At 62.9% G+C, this 16981-nt stretch carries 20 protein-coding genes; all 20 read right to left on the bottom strand.

Annotation, left to right across the window (positions count from 1 at the left end; translation table 11 throughout):
• Positions 1 to 8 precede the first annotated feature (8 nt).
• Positions 9 to 1058, bottom strand: a complete 1050-nt coding sequence (locus H4684_RS10480; protein ID WP_011700611.1) for a phage baseplate assembly protein V — start codon at positions 1056 to 1058, stop codon at positions 9 to 11.
• Positions 1051 to 1470 carry a DUF1353 domain-containing protein gene (locus H4684_RS10475; RefSeq protein ID WP_192623685.1) on the bottom strand — a complete coding sequence of 140 codons (420 nt, stop codon included), beginning with the start codon at positions 1468 to 1470 and terminating at the stop codon, positions 1051 to 1053. Before H4684_RS10475 ends, H4684_RS10480 begins: the two co-directional genes overlap by 8 nt.
• Positions 1467 to 1841: a YcbK family protein gene (locus H4684_RS10470; RefSeq protein WP_192623684.1), complete on the bottom strand. Its 375-nt coding sequence runs from the start codon at positions 1839 to 1841 to the stop codon at positions 1467 to 1469. The genes H4684_RS10475 and H4684_RS10470 overlap by 4 nt, the downstream gene beginning before the upstream one ends.
• A complete protein-coding gene (locus tag H4684_RS10465; protein ID WP_192623683.1) occupies positions 1834 to 3117 on the bottom strand; it encodes a phage late control D family protein in 1284 nt (427 codons plus the stop codon). Before H4684_RS10465 ends, H4684_RS10470 begins: the two co-directional genes overlap by 8 nt.
• Before the next feature lie 66 nt (positions 3118 to 3183).
• Entirely contained in the window at positions 3184 to 3474 is a 291-nt protein-coding gene (locus tag H4684_RS10460) for a LysM peptidoglycan-binding domain-containing protein (protein ID WP_192623682.1), read from the bottom strand.
• Complete coding sequence (locus H4684_RS10455; RefSeq protein ID WP_192623681.1) at positions 3471 to 3941, bottom strand: CIS tube protein; 471 nt, start codon at positions 3939 to 3941, stop codon at positions 3471 to 3473. The genes H4684_RS10460 and H4684_RS10455 overlap by 4 nt, the downstream gene beginning before the upstream one ends.
• 3 nt (positions 3942 to 3944) lie before the next feature.
• Positions 3945 to 4256: a DUF7768 domain-containing protein gene (locus H4684_RS10450; protein WP_192623680.1), complete on the bottom strand. Its 312-nt coding sequence runs from the start codon at positions 4254 to 4256 to the stop codon at positions 3945 to 3947.
• Between the two features lie 8 nt (positions 4257 to 4264).
• Positions 4265 to 7900 carry a phage tail tape measure protein gene (locus H4684_RS10445; RefSeq protein WP_192623679.1) on the bottom strand — a complete coding sequence of 1212 codons (3636 nt, stop codon included), beginning with the start codon at positions 7898 to 7900 and terminating at the stop codon, positions 4265 to 4267.
• Between the two features lie 143 nt (positions 7901 to 8043).
• On the bottom strand, positions 8044 to 8721 hold the full coding sequence (locus H4684_RS10440; protein ID WP_192623678.1) for a T4 family baseplate hub assembly chaperone: 678 nt from the start codon (positions 8719 to 8721) through the stop codon (positions 8044 to 8046).
• A gap of 15 nt (positions 8722 to 8736) precedes the next feature.
• Positions 8737 to 9183, bottom strand: coding sequence for a phage tail protein (locus tag H4684_RS10435; RefSeq protein ID WP_225940361.1), 447 nt, complete (start codon positions 9181 to 9183; stop codon positions 8737 to 8739).
• Between the two features lie 30 nt (positions 9184 to 9213).
• Complete coding sequence (locus tag H4684_RS10430; RefSeq protein ID WP_028577511.1) at positions 9214 to 10743, bottom strand: phage tail sheath C-terminal domain-containing protein; 1530 nt, start codon at positions 10741 to 10743, stop codon at positions 9214 to 9216.
• Between the two features lie 2 nt (positions 10744 to 10745).
• Positions 10746 to 11003 carry a hypothetical protein gene (locus tag H4684_RS10425; RefSeq protein WP_028577512.1) on the bottom strand — a complete coding sequence of 86 codons (258 nt, stop codon included), beginning with the start codon at positions 11001 to 11003 and terminating at the stop codon, positions 10746 to 10748.
• Between the two features lie 12 nt (positions 11004 to 11015).
• The gene (locus tag H4684_RS10420; protein WP_039644722.1) at positions 11016 to 11564 is read right to left on the bottom strand and encodes a hypothetical protein; all 549 of its coding nucleotides are present in this window, start codon (positions 11562 to 11564) and stop codon (positions 11016 to 11018) included.
• A gap of 59 nt (positions 11565 to 11623) precedes the next feature.
• Positions 11624 to 12109: a phage virion morphogenesis protein gene (locus H4684_RS10415; protein ID WP_092193098.1), complete on the bottom strand. Its 486-nt coding sequence runs from the start codon at positions 12107 to 12109 to the stop codon at positions 11624 to 11626.
• Positions 12099 to 12458: a hypothetical protein gene (locus tag H4684_RS10410; RefSeq protein ID WP_028320580.1), complete on the bottom strand. Its 360-nt coding sequence runs from the start codon at positions 12456 to 12458 to the stop codon at positions 12099 to 12101. Before H4684_RS10410 ends, H4684_RS10415 begins: the two co-directional genes overlap by 11 nt.
• Positions 12445 to 12909: a hypothetical protein gene (locus tag H4684_RS10405; RefSeq protein WP_028320579.1), complete on the bottom strand. Its 465-nt coding sequence runs from the start codon at positions 12907 to 12909 to the stop codon at positions 12445 to 12447. Before H4684_RS10405 ends, H4684_RS10410 begins: the two co-directional genes overlap by 14 nt.
• Complete coding sequence (locus tag H4684_RS10400) at positions 12896 to 13255, bottom strand: hypothetical protein (RefSeq protein WP_011366970.1); 360 nt, start codon at positions 13253 to 13255, stop codon at positions 12896 to 12898. The genes H4684_RS10405 and H4684_RS10400 overlap by 14 nt, the downstream gene beginning before the upstream one ends.
• A gap of 18 nt (positions 13256 to 13273) precedes the next feature.
• Positions 13274 to 14137, bottom strand: coding sequence for an HK97-fold major capsid protein (locus H4684_RS10395; protein ID WP_192623677.1), 864 nt, complete (start codon positions 14135 to 14137; stop codon positions 13274 to 13276).
• Between the two features lie 18 nt (positions 14138 to 14155).
• Complete coding sequence (locus tag H4684_RS10390) at positions 14156 to 14518, bottom strand: hypothetical protein (RefSeq protein ID WP_192623676.1); 363 nt, start codon at positions 14516 to 14518, stop codon at positions 14156 to 14158.
• A gap of 12 nt (positions 14519 to 14530) precedes the next feature.
• Complete coding sequence (locus tag H4684_RS10385) at positions 14531 to 16927, bottom strand: DNA adenine methylase (protein ID WP_192623675.1); 2397 nt, start codon at positions 16925 to 16927, stop codon at positions 14531 to 14533.
• Positions 16928 to 16981: the final 54 nt, after the last annotated feature.

Below are 16981 nucleotides of genomic sequence, written 5' to 3'. Positions count from 1 at the left end.
TGCTTCCTTCAGGTGTTGATCAAGACGGTGTTCGTCGAGCGAATGATGATGTTTCCGGCCACCCCATCCATGAACACGAGGCTGCCGGACTTGTCGGTGGCGCTGATGCTCTCCTGGCCGGGCGCGGCGTTCATGCGCACCACCTGACCGGCCTTGTCGGTCAGCCGGATCTGTTCGGCGGCGGCGGTGGAATCGACGAGGATTTCCTGGGTGCCGTTGAGTCCCCAGATGTGAACCTTCTCCCGACCCTTGGTGGTATCGATGAGGATCTTCTGCCAGCGGGAGCGGCCCTTGTCGCACGAGAGGATGTGGACCTTCTCCTTGTCCTGCCAGGCTTCGAGGATCACCTGCTGGCGGCAGAGGTCGGTGAGCTGGATGCGGGCGCGGGAGCCGACGATCTGCGAGGCGATGTCGAGCTGGTCGCCTTTCTCGGCGTCCTTCGTGCCTCGGCGCAGAGCGTTGCCGCTCTGCATCTCCGGCTTCACCTTCCCTTCCATGGTGAGGATCTGTCCGGCGCGGTCGATGATCCGCAGCAGCTCGTCGCCGTCGCGGTCATCGGCCAGGATGGTGTGGCCGGTTTCGGTCTTGAGCAGGACCTTCAGTCGCGGGCAGTAATACGGCGGATGGCCGTGGTACTTCTTGTGTTCGAGATCGTCGTGCCGGTTGGCCTGATGTTCGACCTTGTCCTCGCAGTCATGGCAAAAGGCATTCGCGCAGGTGCGCTTGGATTCCTCGGGCTGTTCGCCGGGATTGCTCTTGGCCAGCCAGACCCCGGTCCAGATCGGATACTGGACAACGCCGCCCTCGAACTCGGCCCAGACCGAGGCCCCTTCCTCGGGGACCAGGAACATGCCGGTGTCGTCGTTGCCGCCGTAGGGGAAACAGGGAGCGGCCCATTCGGACCAGTTCTCCCGCCCGCTGCCAAGCACGGCGGGGATCTCCAGCCGGACCCGGCCAAGGCGTTCTGGGTCGTTGTTGTCGCGCACGAAGGCCCGGTACTTGCCGTACCAGCGGTTGCGGTAGCGCTCCTCGGATTGACGGTCGCGGGTTTCAAGCATGCTCCGTCTCCCGTTTTCGACTGGCGTCCCAGGCCAGCCAGCCGCCCAGGCGAACCGCCCAATACATGACCTGCCTTTTCCACAGAGGCACGCCCAGGGCAGCCATCAGTTCGAGAAAGACGCGGTCGGCAGCAAGCCGCGAGACCTTGCCGGTGTGGTAGAGGTAGTCGTGAACGACGGCGGCCGGGGAATATCGCCCCCAGGGTGGCACCACGCGCCAGAACAGGCGCGGCACCGAGGCGAAATCGGTCTCGAACCCGGCGGGCACTTCGATGATGCGGCCAGCGCCGGTGCGGACACGGAACGGCTGAGTCAGCCTGGCGGTCATTCCATTGGGAAGTATCTCTACCCGAAGCGGCCCGGAGAGACCCAGCGCGGTGCCGGAAAACAGGGTCTTGGTTTCGGCGCTCATGACCGCCACCTCGCCTTGCCCGACTGGCGCACGTCGAGATGGACCCAGGAGGCATAGACGCCGATGCCGCCCTCGCAAAAAAGAGGGATCTCCTCGGCGATGACCGCCAATTCCTCGGGCGAAACGCCAGCGGGACAGCTCACGTCGGCCGCCATACCCAGCGTGTGGAAACTCTGCTCCGCTCCGCCCACCGCCTTGTTGTGCCGGTTACAGCGGAAGCCGCTGGTGATGGACAGCGGTTTGCCGATGTGGTCGCGCAAAGCCTGCAGGGCGTCGACCAGGTCGGGATGGACCGCAGCCGAATGGCCGCAGCAACTCTTGCCCTTGCAGGCGAATTCCAAACGGTTGAAATTCTTGCTGAGATCACCCATTACCGCCTCCTTGTGTGACCGCGCCGGAATCCGCGTCGATGGTCACCATGGCTGGCGGCTCGTTTTGCGGCGTGGGCGGGGCCTCCTTGTCGTTGGGTTTGCCCTGGGACTCGGCGGACTTGTCGCCCGCGCCCTTGCCGAGGGCGTTCTTCTTGAGTTTGAGTTCGCAGAGATAGCCAGCGCCGCTGATGCTGTGGCGCACCGAGTGGCAGTAATAGATGCCGGAAAACTTCCGTCCCACGCCCTTGATCTCGACGTTCTTCTTGGCGCGTAGCTGGGGAATGCCGATGGTGGCCGCATCCGCCTCGACCTGGCGCAGTTCCGCCTCGCGGAATTTGCCTTCGGCGCTGTCCTGGGCGGGCTCCTGGCGCGGCTCTTCATGAAAGCCTTCGGAACGGTCGAAGCTCGGCACGATCTGCCCCGTCTCCTGTTCCTTGAAGCTGCCTTCGCCGGTGTTGCCGTCGACCAGATAAGTCTGCTTGCCCAAGGCCGTCCGCTCGGGCGTGGTGGCGTTGTTGGCCTTGTGCTCGACCACGTCCTTCTTGCGCGGGTCGACGCCGACCGTCTTGGTCTCGACACCCGCGCCCTTGGCCCCCTGCGATTGGGTGCTGGGGCGGAACGAGCGCAGCAGGCCCTTGGTGTCGGTGAAATATTCGAGGGTCAGAAGCGGCGTCTGGTCGAGCTCGCGGGGATGGAAATGGAGTTCGTCGTCCTGGATGTAGAAGACATAGCCGCTCACGCCGTCGCCATCGCGGTCGCGGGCCTTTTCCGCCAGCTCCTTGAGGAACTGGGCGTCCGAGATGTTGCTCTGGGTGACGCGGAGATGGGTCCCCTTGGTGGCCGTGACCACCGGCGAGAGGCCGTTGGCGGCGGCGATCTGTTCGGCGATTTCCGAATAGAGGATGCCGGGAGCGGGTTTCTGCCAGACTTTCTGGTTCTCCTTGCCCGCCAATTTGAAGCCCTTGTCGTAGGCCTTGATGCGGATGATCGGATCGCCGTTTTCCGGGAAGTCGTAATCGATGTCCTTGATGACCGCCTTCTTGCGCGGAGAGAGGTTCCCCACGTAGCCGAAGCGGGCCACGATCTCGTTGCCTTCCTGGAACAGCGGATCGTCGACGAACTGCAGGTTGCGGTCGGTCACCGACAGTTCGAGGACATCCAGCTCCTCCTCGTTGTCGGTGAAGACGAACGAGGTGATCTCCTGGGTGATGTCCTTCGAGAGGTCTTGCCCCTCGATCTGAATCAGAAATGTCGGCTTGAAGGTATCCAGATCCATGCGTCTCTCCGGCGGTTCGCAGTTCCCTGCTTACTTACCGGAAGGCATGGCGAGGTGTCGGATGCTTCAGTCGAGCAGGCGCATCTGGACGTGTTCGCGGGAGGGAATGCGCAGCGCCAGACCCGGCTCGAGCGCCAACGGGAAAAAGAGGTCGTTGTAGTCGCAGATGATCCACCAGAGCCGGGCATCACCCAGATAGCGGTGAGCGAGCAGATCCAGACGGTCGCCCTCGACTACGGTGTGTAGGCGGTCGTCGTGTCTGGGGGTGGTGTCGATGCGCTGGCGCATGCCGAGGGAGGTGCCGTCGCTGTCCCGGTAGAGAAGACAGCGGGCGTATCGGGAATCACGGCCGATCATGAACGTACCTCCGACCAGTTGATGGACTGATCCACATATTCCTCGAGGACGATGTCCACCTCGGCCCGTTGCGGCAGCAGGTTGTCCCGGTCGAACAGGCCGAAGAACCGCGCCTTCACCTGCCGGACGATGCAGGTCACGCCCGGGTAGAGATCGCCGAAAATCAGCAGTACGCGGTGCGGCGCATTCTTGAGCATGGTTCCGGCGTGCTCCGGATATTGCAGCGAGCGGAGCCAGTCGACCTTCTGTTTGACCGGCCCCTTGAACAGCTCGACCTTGAAGGCGATCCGGCGCGGTTCTCCGGCGACGTACTGGTAGCGCGGGTGGCTCATGCCGGGGATTTTGATCGTTGCGTAGTCGGTCGACTTCTCGTCGCTGATGGAGTTGGGGTTGTACTGGAATTCGAGCCGCTCCCCCGTGTCGGCGTCTACCAGATATCCCTTGATGGGCTGTTGATCCCATGCCATTCCTTACACCTCGGCGATCTCGATGATTGGCTTGCCCAGTTGTCCGGCCCGGTCGAGTTCCCGCCGCATGCCGCTGGAAATGCCGTTGCCGGTGAACGCCCACACTTCGTCGCAACATTCCATGTAGGCCAGGCCGCAGGCGATGCCCGTCTCTCGCTGCTCGGTGACGCTGTCATCGGTGAAGGTCGGATATAGCAGATGCGGCGCGAACGGCGCGTGACCGCTTCTCATGACCTGGCGGCAAAGTGCCTCGGCGACCTTCACGTTTCGGGCTATGTCGCCCGCGAACGGGCTGCAGACAAAGATGCGTTTCATCGGTCCTCTCACAGGGTTTCGTAGTTTCTGATCTTCCGCTCCCGCAGGTCCTTGTAGACGGCCTCGGCCACCTTCCGGCCATCGATGTTGGTGGTCACGCTCAATTCCACCGGGCGGTCGGCCAGGCCATCGAGGCGCGAGAGCAAGGATTCCAGCAGTTCGCGCACTCCCGGACCGGCTTCCTCTCCGCGCAGCGGTGTCGCGGGAGCGGTGCGAGCCGGAGCGATCAACTGTTCGGAAGGCACCGTCTCGGTGAGCCCGGATTGCAAAGGCTTCGCTATCGGAGTCGGAGCGGCGGTCATGGGCCGCTCGATCCCGGCCGGAGCCAGAGAGGCATCTCCGTTTTCCAGTGCCGGTTCCACCGCGAACGGCTGGATATAGCTCTTACTTACCGGCTCGACGGCCGCCGCGACGGTCTGCACGATGCCGTTCATCGGTTGCGGAGGCGGCGCGGCAGTGGCCATGACCGGCTGGAGCATCAGCATGGCGCTCAGGGCCTTGGGCACCAGGCGCTCGTCCAGACGCGGCACGAGACTCAGCACGCTTTCGATGATGCGTTGCCCAATCGATTCTGCGGGCTGCGCAGCACCGAGTGTTTGCTTCTGCTCGGCCACCTGCGGAATCGGGGTCCGGACTCCCAGCATGGCGCGAGCGGAGGAGAGCAAACCGTTGGCGATCCCAGCGCTTCTATCCTTGATCGCCTGAATGCCCGCGCTCGCGCCGCTGGAAAGCCTCTGCCAGAGGGTTTGCCCCTCGGCACCGGCGTAGGTAAAGATTCGACCGACAGCCCCGGGGACGGCCGACAGTGTGGCAACGATCCGGTTGCGGAGATTGACGGCTCCCGTGGCCAGCGCGTCCCAGGCATTGACCTGGGGCGGTTTGAGCGCCAGTACGGGCGTGTCGCCAAACAGGGATTGTTTGAGACCGCCGAAGATGGCGCCGGCCTTGGCCGCGACGGTTTGAGCCCCGGAGGTCAACCCATCCCAGAGTTTTCCAGCCATCCGGAAGGGAGCCGAGGCGGCGTCCATGAGGTTTCCGCCCGCCGTCTTGATCTGCTGCCAGGCTCCCGCAGCGGCCGAGAGAATCCCGCGAGCGGCGAAGCCGAACACTTTCGCAGGCAGCGACTGGGTAAGGCTCATGCCGTCGGCGAGGGTCTTGAGCAGCGCGGAACCGGAGGCGGTCAGGCTGGCGAGCGGTCCCTCGCGGGCATCGGAGAACGGCAGCAGATTGCGCAGCTTGCCCAAGGCGTTCTTGAGCATGGTGAAGGGATAGGTCACGGCCGACCAGATCCCCTCACCCAGGCTGATCAGCAGCTTCTTGCCCGCCTCGAAAAAGGTCGTGTCCCCGGCGAAGAAGGATCGCACGGTGGCAAACAGCTCACGCAGGGTGCTGATAATCGGGAGATTCAGAATCGCCTGGCCAATCTGTCCGGCGGCGTCGGCCACCAGGCGTCCGATGGAGGTGAAGATGACGGAAATGAAATTCCAGACACCGACCACCACATCCCGCGCCCAGCGGAACGGGGTGGCAAGAAAGTCGTAGACCGCGCCGCCAATGGACTTGAGACCGTCCAGCAGGGAGATGTCGCCGGTCAGCACCTGCCAGACCGCATAGACGATCTTCCCGGCGGCCATAAATGCCTCGCCGATCATGCGCAAGGGCAACAGGAACTTGTAGATGAACTTGGTCGCTCCAACCAGTGACCCGACGATGGCCTTGCCGACCCAGACCACGCTGCGCACCACCACCGCCAGGGCTCGGACGATGAGCGACAGGTTCCAGGCCACGATCTTCAGGGCGAACGCCAACCCCTGCAGAAGCACACCGGCGACGGTGCCAATAACAGTGCCGAAGGTACGCCAGGACGACCCATCGGTGGCGCTGGCGGCCACGCCGAAGATCTCCACCACCGAAAAGACCGCGCTGGCCAGCGCCGCATAGGCACTCATCAGTGTGCGGACGGTCGGTTCGAGGATGGCGCGGATGCGGCCAAAGGCATGGGAGAACGCGCCCCACAATCCGGCCATGGCCTCACGAACCCGGTAATAGGCCTTGAAAACGGTGACCACGAAGCCCAACAGCCCTGCGGATTCGAGCTTCTGTGCCAGTTCGGCCGACATCTGCCCGACGCCGCCGCTGAGAGAGCCCACCAGCTCTCTGATCCCCTGGAAGACCAGCGAGACCTTGTTCCAGGCCCCGGTGATGATCTCCTGAATGCCGCCGAAGTTGGTTTCCCAGGCGCGTTTGAGCAGATACACCGACAGGATCACGCCCGCGATGATCGCGGTAACAGGCAGAAAATAGGTCGCGACCGCCGAACCCACCCCGGCGAGCGCGGCGCTGATGGCCACGAACCCGGCCTTGATGGCGGGCAGCATGAGTCCCACCATGCCCACAGCGGCGGTGACGGCTCCGGCCACGACCAAAATGGTGCCGAGGGCCATGGATAGTCCAAGGACCACCCGGGTCACGCCCGGCATCGATTTGGCCATGCGCTGCAGGAACAGAATGACGCGGGAGACGCCGTTGATCACCGGCGTGACCACCGGCAACAAGGTGCGACCCAGGATTTCGCTGAGGTTGGCCATCTGCTGGCGCAGGAGCAGGAACCGGGCTCCGATGTCCTGGTTCATGGCGTCGGCCATCTGTTCGGTGACCGCCGTGCCGGTCTTCATGGCTCGGCCCACCGACTGGATATTGCCTTCGAGGCTCTCCGTGCCCGCCGACATCTGCAGCAGGAACTTGACCGCCTCGTCGGAACCGAAGGCCTTCTTCAGCTTCACCTGGGCGGCTGCGTTGGAGAGATCGGGGAACTGGCGCTTGATCTCCTGCAGGATGGGAACCACGCCCTTGAGACGGCCACTGGTGTCGGTGAAGGACAGGCCAAGCTCGTCACCGGCCTCGGCCGCCTTCATGATGAACGCCTTGTACAGCGTGCCCGCCTCGGAGCCGGGCATGGTGGTCTGGAGCTGGCCGAGCACGGCGAGCTGCTCGTTCAGGGGAATGTTGCTCGCGGCCGCCACCGCGCCGATGTTCTTGATGGCGTCGGCCATCTGGGTGCCGTTGGTCTTGAACGAGGCCACTGTCTGCGCCATGGCTCCGGAAAAGGCGGTCGCCCATTCCATGTCGTTCATGTCGGCCATGATGGGCTTGAAGATCCCGTAGGCCGTGGTGAAGGTGCCAACCATCTCCTGGGTGGTGGCCTTGGTCGCCTTGGCCGTCATGGCGGCCATGGAGGTGAAGACGCCCACCGCCTCGTCGCTGAGGTTGGACAGGGCCGATTTCACGTCGTAGGTGGCGGTGATGAAAGCGGCCTTGTCGGCACCGGACCATTGGTTGGTGAAGGATTCTGCGGCGTCCTCGATGGCCCGGAGGTCCTGCACGCCGAGGGACGCCAGCTCGCCCAGGGCTTTCTGGGTCGCGGCGGTGGAGGCGAACAGGGCGGCGGGTACTGCCATCAGGGCCAGTCCCGCCCCCAGCATCATGGTCCCTTGCTGGATGCGGTCCAGGTTGCGGGTCATCCGCTCGCTGGCATCCGCCACGGTGGAATCGAGGTCCATCATGGAACCACGGATGCGCTGCGCGTTCTGCGAGAACGCATCCTTCATCGATACCACTATGCCCAGTCCGAGATCGCCGTTCATCTATCGCCGTTCCGTTTGCTCACGTTCAAAATCAAGTTGCCGCTCAAGGGCCTCGACGAACTGACGCCGGACCCTGAGAGGCAGCGAGCGGGTTTCCGACCAGCCCCAGTGCAGTCCGCCGTAAGCGAGAAAGAATGCGTCGCTTACAAGCGAACTCCGGGGAACAAAAAAGCCGGTTCGGCCTCCAGGCGGGTACGGATCTTGGTGCCGCAGCCATCGCAATCGGTCTCGACCGAGGTGTCGATTCCCGCGTCGACCCGCGACATCTCCTGCCGCAGCGCGTTGCGGTCGCGCATCGACATTTCCGCCAGGCTCTTCTTGGAGGGAGCCTTGCCGTCGATGTCGAGGACGCGGATGAGCATGGCCGAGGTGATGTTGGGCTCACGCAGGCTGGCCAGACGCTTTTCCTTGTGGCCATCGAGATATCCGAAGCGCACGGTTTTCTTCGAGCCGGGCAGCTTGAAGGCGAACTCCCGCTCCTCGCCGTAGGGGGTGACCTTGAGATCCTCGAGATTGATGGTCACAAAGTTGGTCATGCGGCAGGAGCTGTTCGGGCAGCTCAGCTCCAGCTCCACCTCGTCGCCGAGGGAAATCTGGCGCAGGCGGACCAGCGCGAACAGCCGGTCACCCGAGAGCAGGTTCATCACCTCGGCGAGATCGGGATCGGTCTTCTCGCCCAGCCGGACGAAACAGTTGCGGAGCACCTGGTTGATCGCCTCTCCGGAACGGATCAGGCGCTGGTTGGTGAGCAGTTCTTCCTCGGCCCCGGTCATTTCCCGAAGCTCGAGTTCAGTGCCGCTTGGCAGTTCAAAGCTGTACATGGTCGATCCTCCGGTTTAGGTCCAGTATTGGAAGCAGATGGTGAGCTTCTCGATGGTGTTCTCGGTGTTGCCGCCTTCGAGCTCGTCGTATTCGAGCGCCTTCACCCAGGCACCGTGCAGGGTCCAGCGGCGGGTCTCGTTGCCGGTGCGGTCGTAGCGGACAACGTCGATGTCGCGCATGTAGTCGGCCGGAAGACCGCCGGTGACGGCGTTCACGTCCACCTGTTTCTTGATCCATTCGCGGGCCGCCTCGTCGGAGCCGTCCTGCAGGTTGCCTTTCTCGAGGGTGATGTCCTCGAACTTGACCCGCCCTGCCACCTTTTGGTCGAACATCGAACCGGCCGGGGCAAAGGCCACTTCCTCGAATTCTGTTTTTGGCTCCTGTCCCTTGTGGAACAGGGCCACGTCGAAGCCATTTACCTCGATGGCGAATTGCCAGTTCTGGTAAAGGCTCTTGGGCATGTTTCCGCTTCTCATAGCCGTGTTCTCCCGTTAGATGATTTCTTTGAAGTCCGCGCCGGTGCTGGTCAGGATGAAGTTCAGCTCGATGAACTCCGCCGTCTTGGTCGGCTTGACGAACACGCGGGCCACCATTTCGTTGCGGTCGATGACCGCCGGGGTATTGGTCTCCTCGTCGCACTGGAATGCGAAGTCGTAGAGGCCACCCTTGTCCTTGATGTCCTGCAGGAAGGGGTTGATCAGGCGGCCGAGGGCACGCCAGGTCTGGGGGTGATTCGGCTCGAACACCACGAAGCGGGAGGATTCCGAGATGGCTTCCTCCATGAACATCATCAGACGGCGCACGTTGATGCGGTCCACGGCCGAGGGCTGGCTTTGCAGCGTCTTCTGGCCCCAGATGTTGATGCCGGTGTCGGGGAACACGGCGATGACGTTGACCCCTTCCGGATAGAGCACATCGCGCTCGCCACGGCTGGTCTTGTAGGCCAGGGAGAGCGTGTTGAAGATGCGGCCACGGTCGATACCGGCGGGCGCGTTCCAGACGTTGGTCTTCTGGTCGCTGCGGGCGATGCATCCCGCCACCGCGCCGCAGGGCGGCACCAGCTTCTTGCGCGAGTTGACCGGATCGCTGATCTCCAGCCAGGGGTAGTAGAGCGCCGCGTAGGAGGAGTTGAAGGCCGCGTGGCTGTACATCCCTTGTCCCTTGCGGAAATCTACCGCTTCGAGCGGCTCCAGGTGCATGGGCGTGTCGGCGATGAACAGCAGATCCTTGCGCCCCTCGGCATAGGCGATTCCGGCGTTGATCACCGGCACCGTCGTGACGCCGGGGACCATCAGCAGGTTCAGGGCGTCGATCTCGTCAAAGCCATAGAGGCCGGTATGCTGCGAGGGATCGCCGATGAAGTCCGCATCGGCCAGATCGGTCAGACCATTGTCGCCGCCGCTGAGCGTGAACACGCCCAATGCCGGACGGTCGCTGGGCGTTCCCATTGCTGCGGCCAGATCCTGGACCAAGATGAAATCCGAGCGGTCGTTGATCGCCAGCTCCACATGGTTCGGCAGCGTCTCGTCCATGCTCAGATCCTTGAACACCTCGACCACATCGCCTTTGTGCCGGACCACCAGGTTGAAATGGTTGGCCGGATCGAGAGAACCGTCCTCGATGGAGATGGAGAGTCGGTCGCCCCAGACGCCTTCGTTCACGGCCTCGATCCGCAGGGCGTCGGCGGGCGTCGCCTCCCGGTTCTGCAGCACGATGGAAGATTTGAGCGCCGTCAGGGTGTCCCGGTCGGTGGAGTCGGTGAGATGGGCGATGCGGGTGACGTAGAGGACCGACCCGCCGTTGTCGAAAAACGCCCGTGCGGCGTAGGCCAGATAGCTTTCGTTGATATAGGAGCCGAAACGGTTGATAAACTGTTCCCAGCTCGTCACCAGCACGGGCTTGTTGATCGGGCCTTTCTCGGCCACTCCGACCATGGCAGCCGACGAGGTCGAGATCTGCTTCACATAGAAACTGAAGTCCGTTTCCCGGGTGTAAATCCCGGGCGATAGATAGGTCGGCATGGTTATTTCCTCCGCTTGCTGGTGGTCTTGGCCTCATCGGCTGCGGCGTCATCGGTTGCCGTGGGCTTTTCCGGTTCTGGTTCCGCGCCGCCGGTCAGGTCGGTGATGCGCACCAGGCCGCGTTTTCCGGCGGTCTTGATCTCGGCGGAGAGGTCCTTGCGGGCGATGCTCTTGCGTTCTCGCGGCCCGAGGTGAAGGGTTCCCTGGCCGGAGAGGTTGAACGTCAGGGGTTGGAACTGCAGGTTTCTGATCTCGATCACGGTTGTTCTCCTTTACGGTTGAATGGTTCGTTGCTCTGTCACGTCGCCGTGAAACTGGAAGGTCCGGTCCCGGATCAGCCGACCGTCGCGCAGGTCGCCGTCGTACACCGGGCAGGATTCGATGCGGATGCGTCCGGAGCTTTGCCGGAGGTTGGAGAGGTTCACCCGGGCCAGGCCGCCCAGAGGAACCAGTTCGGTAAGGTTCAGGCTGCCCTGGTCGGCGATGGCGATCTCCGGGTAAAGCTGGAGGAACCGCGACACCGATTCGTGAAAACCAAGCAGTTCGGCCTCCCGGTCCACGGTCACCACCAGGTCGAAATCGAGGTGATAGAGACGGGGAAACCGGCACTCCTCGAAACTCAGCTCCGCGACATTCTTCTCAAACAGGCGGCTCTGGCTGCGGCGGAAACGGTCTTCCGCCAGCTTCGGCCCCTGGAGGATGACGCTGGGGGTACGCTGGACCTCGAACAGGTCATCCGGGAACACCAGCACGGTGTCCGGGTGGATGGCCTGTTTGGCCAGGCGGATCAGGATTTCTGTGACGGTCTGTATCGTGCTCAAGGGACGCCTCCGTTTTCTGCCTGGTTACTTACCGGAAGCGCTGGCGATGTGTCGGAGGCTCAAAGCGCGGAGCGGATCGCCTCGCGATAGTTCTGGAGGATCTGCTCGCGGTACTTATCCATCACCGGATGCAGAAAGGGTCTGGCGGGGATGATGATGGTCGCGCCGTTCGGATGTTTGATGGTGGCCCCGTACTCCATGACGGCACCGATGTTCACCATGTCTTCCCCGTCCTTGTTGACGGTGCCGCGCAGCAGGCCGACGAACGCCTTGTCGGCCATGATCTTCTGGGTGATGGCGTTGACGAGAAAGCCGGTGTCGATGAGCGCCTTGCTTGAGCCTTTGCGCTCGATGGTGCTCTCGGCGAGTTTCACGAAGGCCTGTCCGCCCGGGGCCTGGGAGCGAATCCCCCGCTGGATCTCGCGCACCAGAAAAAGGGCGTTGCGGATCGTGGCCTGTCGCAGGGCCGTGGCCAGACGTGGCCCCATGCCGGTGGTCAGCTTGGCGCGGGCCTTGTCCCAGTCACCGGTCCGCCTAACGCCCATTGAGCTTCACCAGTTGCAGGTTCTTATGAGTGACGGTGCCGAAGAAGTGTTCTTCTTCCACACTCTGTATGCGATAGGTTTCCCTGTCTGAGGCCAGGCGGTCTTCACCCCGGACATCGGCATCCGGAAGGACACAGGCGAGCGCGTCGATCTTGCCGCTCAGCTCCTCCGGCGGGGTTTCGTTCAGTTCGAGGGGGATGACGGAGATTTCCGTGTATTCGGCATCGTCGGTGCCGTAGAGCCGCTCGCCGGGAACCACGCGCAGGATGCGTGCGGTCTGGCCCGAGGAGAGGATCAGCCGGGCGACATCGGCCACGGCTTCGGCGCGTTCCCGGTCATTCAACAACATCGAGATCGATCCCTTGTTCGTAGATGACCGGCGTAAGGCCGCTCGGGGTCAGGATGTAGGCTTCCTGATCGAGCTGGGTGGCCGGACGCAGCTCGGTGAGCCGCTGCCGGTAGTCGGCGAGCAGATCGGCCTCGAGCTTGGCCCAGTGGCCGGGCTGTCCGGTTTTATCCACTCTCTTGTCGCCGCTGGAAAAGGAGAAGGCGTTGGCGGTGGCCGAACGCATGACCTGGCAGGCGTGGATCTGCGCCATGATCACCAGGAGCTCGCGGACCTCGCCGGTGGGATCGGGGGTGATCTCTCCGACCGTGATCGTCAGCGATTGGTCGAGGTCACGGCCGACCCGGAAAACGGCTTTCCGGACGCATCTCTCCAGAGTCTGGTCCTCGAAGAGAGATGCGCCCGGATCGGACAGGTCGAGCCGCAGGTCGGCGATCAGGTCACTCAGCAGCACCTTGCAGGCCCTCCAGACGGCTCTTGAGCGCGTCGATCACCGTGCGGCGTTTTTCGGTTTCCATGTAGCCCTTGAGGGTCTCCGGATTGGCCTCCTCGTTGACCTTGGAAATCGCGTCGGTGGCGGAGAGCTTGCTCAGGTCCACCGGTTCCGCGTCCTGGTCTGGCTCTGGAGGGGCGAGCGGTTCCTGCTTCGGTTTGTCGGCCATGGCCAGGCGGCCGTTCTTGAGCGCCGCCTGGATCTGCTTGGTGAGGCGTTCCACCTCGACTACCTGGCCGGGCTTGAGTTTCAGCCCGGCGTCGGGGATCACCAGAACGCCGGGACGGATGTTCTTGATTCGATTCATCTCACGTCACCTCCCGGATTACGGAACCAGTTTGACCTTGGCCATGATGTCAGGGCGGGTAATGCCCTGGCCGATTTCGGACCACACCAGCCAGCCGGTCTTGAAGCGGGTCTTCTGATCGATGGACTCCGTCTTCAGGTTTTCGCGCACCGGCATCTTTCCGACCTCTTCATCCGGGACGATGATGATCTCGTCCAGCGGCATGGAGGCGGTCAGCAGAATGCCGCCGGTGCCGTAGTTCTTGATGACACCCTTCTGGCGCAGCTCGAGCTTGGTCTGGGGATCGAGGTTCCAGCCGCGCATGTCGTTGAACCGGCGGCCGCGCATGACGATGTACTTCACCGACAGCTCCAGGTCCTCGATGATCGAGATGGCCTCGTTCAGCGCCTCCTCGGTGAGCAAGTCGCCAGTGACCTCGATGGTGTTGATCGCCGGGATGGCCGAGGAGAGCACCGAGATGGTGCGGCGGTCCATCTCCTTGCGGATGGCGTCGGCGGCGCTGGTCTGGATGTCCATCAGCGTGCCGATGTTGCCGTTCTTGAGGACGGAAACGTCCACCATCGGATTGGAGTGGATGCGGTTGGTGGGGAACTCGACCTCGTCCTTGCCCACCTCCTGCTCCTGTGCGTCGCCGTCCTTGCTGATCCAGTGAGCCTTGACGGTCGGTTTCTTCTGGTAGACCGGACGTTCGCCCTTGGGCAGCGTGTGCTTGGTGAGCAGCAGCGAGGAAATCTCCTTGCGCTTGATCTCCTGTTCGATGGGCGCGGCAATGGCGGCGGCAAGTGCCCGCATGCCTTCGGGCGACTCGAGAGCCTCGCTCATGAGCCGCGCCATGGTTTCCATGTACTCCTGGGAGTGGATTTTCAACTGATTGGTTTTCATGTGCGTTGGCTCCTTGGGTTAGACGAGCAGGCGAAATTTGAGGACGCCGCTCTGTACGGAAATGGCGTGGGCGACCACGTGCTCTCCGGCCGCGACGCCGTTGGTCAGGCGACCGTTCGCCGAAACTTTCAGGTCGTCTCCGGCGACGACGGTCCCTTCGAAGGCGTCGGTCTCGTAGACGCCGCCATCGCAGTAGATACCGGGCATTTCGCCACCGGCGTAGTCCTTGATCAGGATGCCGAAGGAACGCTTGGTGGGATCGGTGTTGACGGCGAACAGGTCGTCGCCGACCACGCGGACCACCTGGCCGAGTTGGCCGTCGCCCTGGATGTGGCCGTCGCCATAGGCGAGGCTGCGGTGACACGGATTGATGAATGACATGGTGTTTCCTCCTTATGCGTTGATTTGCGAGTGTTCGGGAGAGTCCTCGCCGACACGGTTGCGGTAAGCGGCCATGAACCCGTCGCGCAGACGGTCCTCGAGGGACACCTTGCGGTCGTCCACATCGTGGGGCCGGACACCGGCGTCGCTGCGCAGCGGGGTTTCCGTCGATGCCTTGGCGGCGGGCTTGCCGCCCTGGTCGCTGTCAGCGGGTTTCTCTTCCTTGTCCTTGTCCGCCTTGGCCGACTTGGGCAGGCGCTCATAAGCGGCTTCGGTGGCGGCGAAGGCTTCGTCGGACAGTTCGGCCAGGCGTTTCAGCTCGGCTTCCCGGTCCTCATCGGACGCAAAGGAGAGCCCCTGCTTCTCCAGACGGGTGAGCAGTTTCTTGGCCCGGGAGCGGCAGGCGGCCGCCTTTTGTTCGGCTTCCAGTTCCTGGACGCGTTTCTGCAGCTCGGCGACCTGGGCCTTGAGCTGCCGGTTTTCCTTTTCCAGGTCGGTAACGCGGGCGGGATCGCCTTCCTGCTGGGCGGGTTTCTTCTTGGCCGCTTCGACGGCCGGTTCATCGGTGGGTTTGGTTTTGTCTTCCATCGTGGAATCTCCTTCGGGTTGGGATTGGTCGGGCTGGCTCTGAAGGGACGCCACCTGCAGAATCCTGGCGTTCTCGTCCGCGCCTTTGCGGTCGAGCAGTCCCAGTCCGGTGAAAGTGACGCCGTGCAGAATCTCGAAAACGGGTTGGCCGCCCACATCACGGCCCTTGAACTTGCGCAGGTGGGTGCAGTAGTCGGCCTTGTTCTGGAAGCGCTTGTGGCAGACCGAGCATTCGCCCTCCTGGTAGTCGCACTCCATGGAGACCTGGGAGATGATCCCGCGCTTCATCAGCTTGTAGGCCAGCCGGGCAGCCGGGGTGTCGTGGACGTACAGCTCGCCGACGCATTCCACGCGGCCGCCGTTGTCGTCCTCCAGGTAGTCGGCGGCGACGATGCCACCGACGATGTCGTTGAACTCCTGCGAATGCTGCAGATCGACCTTCTTGTTCACGGCCGTCATGTGCCGACCGGACAACTCCTCAGCGGTGAAGTGGTCGCCGTTCTTGTTGGTCCCGGTGCGGCAGAGCACGAAGCTGAACTGGGGGTCGCCCGCCGAGCCGACATCCATGGCCTCGGTCGCGAGGCGTTCGCCTTCACCCAGCCGGATGTCCACGGGAATGCTGGTGTGGAAGTTCGCTGCGGCGGCCATCGGAACGGGTTTCTCCTCCCGCTCGGCGCTGGCCTTGGCCCCGGGAGCGCAGACGAACAGACGCTCCTTGGCATTGGAAGCCTCGCCGTGCTTGGAGGTGATGGCGTAGTGGTGATCCTTGGACTTCATCCGGCTCTGTTTGCCGAAGGAGCCGATGATCCGCTTCATCTCCTGCTCGTTGGGATAGGCGTGATCGCGGTAGGAGATCAGCCAGTTCGGGATGTGTTTGGCGTTGCCGAGAAAGGTCTGGAAGAACTCGCTGGCGTTGGCCTTGGTGACGGTCTTGTGGTCGGTCTCGTAATACTTGACCTTGGTGTCGGCCTTGATTTCGAGCCCTTCCCAATAGGTCATGAGCCCCTCCACGAAGTGGTAGGCCCGCTCGTAGTTGGTAGTCGAAAACTCGGTGGCGTAGGGCGGATCGAAGTAGGCCAGATCCGCCTTGGCTTTCGGCAGCAGGTCGTTGATGTCCTGCCGGTGCGCCTTGTTCTCCTTGTCGTTGTCGAAGACCAGGGCGTTGATGCGCTGCAGGTTCTTGCGCAGACGATCCTTGAACTCGTCTGGAGTGTCCTGGCGGCGGCCATAGTCGGTGGAGGACGAGAAGTGGCCGAAACCGCCCTTGCCGCTCATGCAGGTCTTGCCAAGGCCGAACAGAGCGATGTCTTTCTTGAAGCCGGAGAGCTTGTCGCAGTTGGCGCGGATGGTGTCGATCAGCGCATGGACGCCCTTTGCGAAGAAGATGCCCTTGAAGTTGTCCTGGACGAAGCTGCCCGCCTTGGCGTTGTCGGCCAGAAGCGCTTCGATCTCGTCCTCGCTCAGGCGAACCGAGTTGTTCTCGATGATCGCCTTGGCGGCGTGGTGGCAGTAGCGGAGCCGGTCGTTGGCGATGACCTGGAGGCCCTTGGTCTTGTACATGTAGGCCACGACCGCAGACCCCGAAAATGCGTCGAGCACGGTGCCAACGCCTTCCGGGGTATGCTTCCAGATCCAGTCGACGAGCTTCTGCTTACTGCCGATGTAGTTGGTGATGTACTTGGGGCGTTTCTCGGGAGGGAGCTCTTCAGGAGCGGACTGTTCGGCGGCCTCGGTCCCAAGCGCATCGGGATCGAGAGTCAGCGCCGCATCGGCCTCCAGTAGAAACGCCAGCCTTTCCAGGTCTGTGGCGAACAGTTCCATCAACGTCTCCGGTCAGTTTGCTGTGCTCTCCGCGACCTGCGGGGAGCGTTCAGC

It is taken from the genome of Desulfomicrobium macestii (assembly GCF_014873765.1).
Classification (GTDB): Bacteria; Desulfobacterota; Desulfovibrionia; order Desulfovibrionales; family Desulfomicrobiaceae; genus Desulfomicrobium; species Desulfomicrobium macestii.
This window is presented reverse-complemented; position numbering and strand designations above follow the sequence as displayed.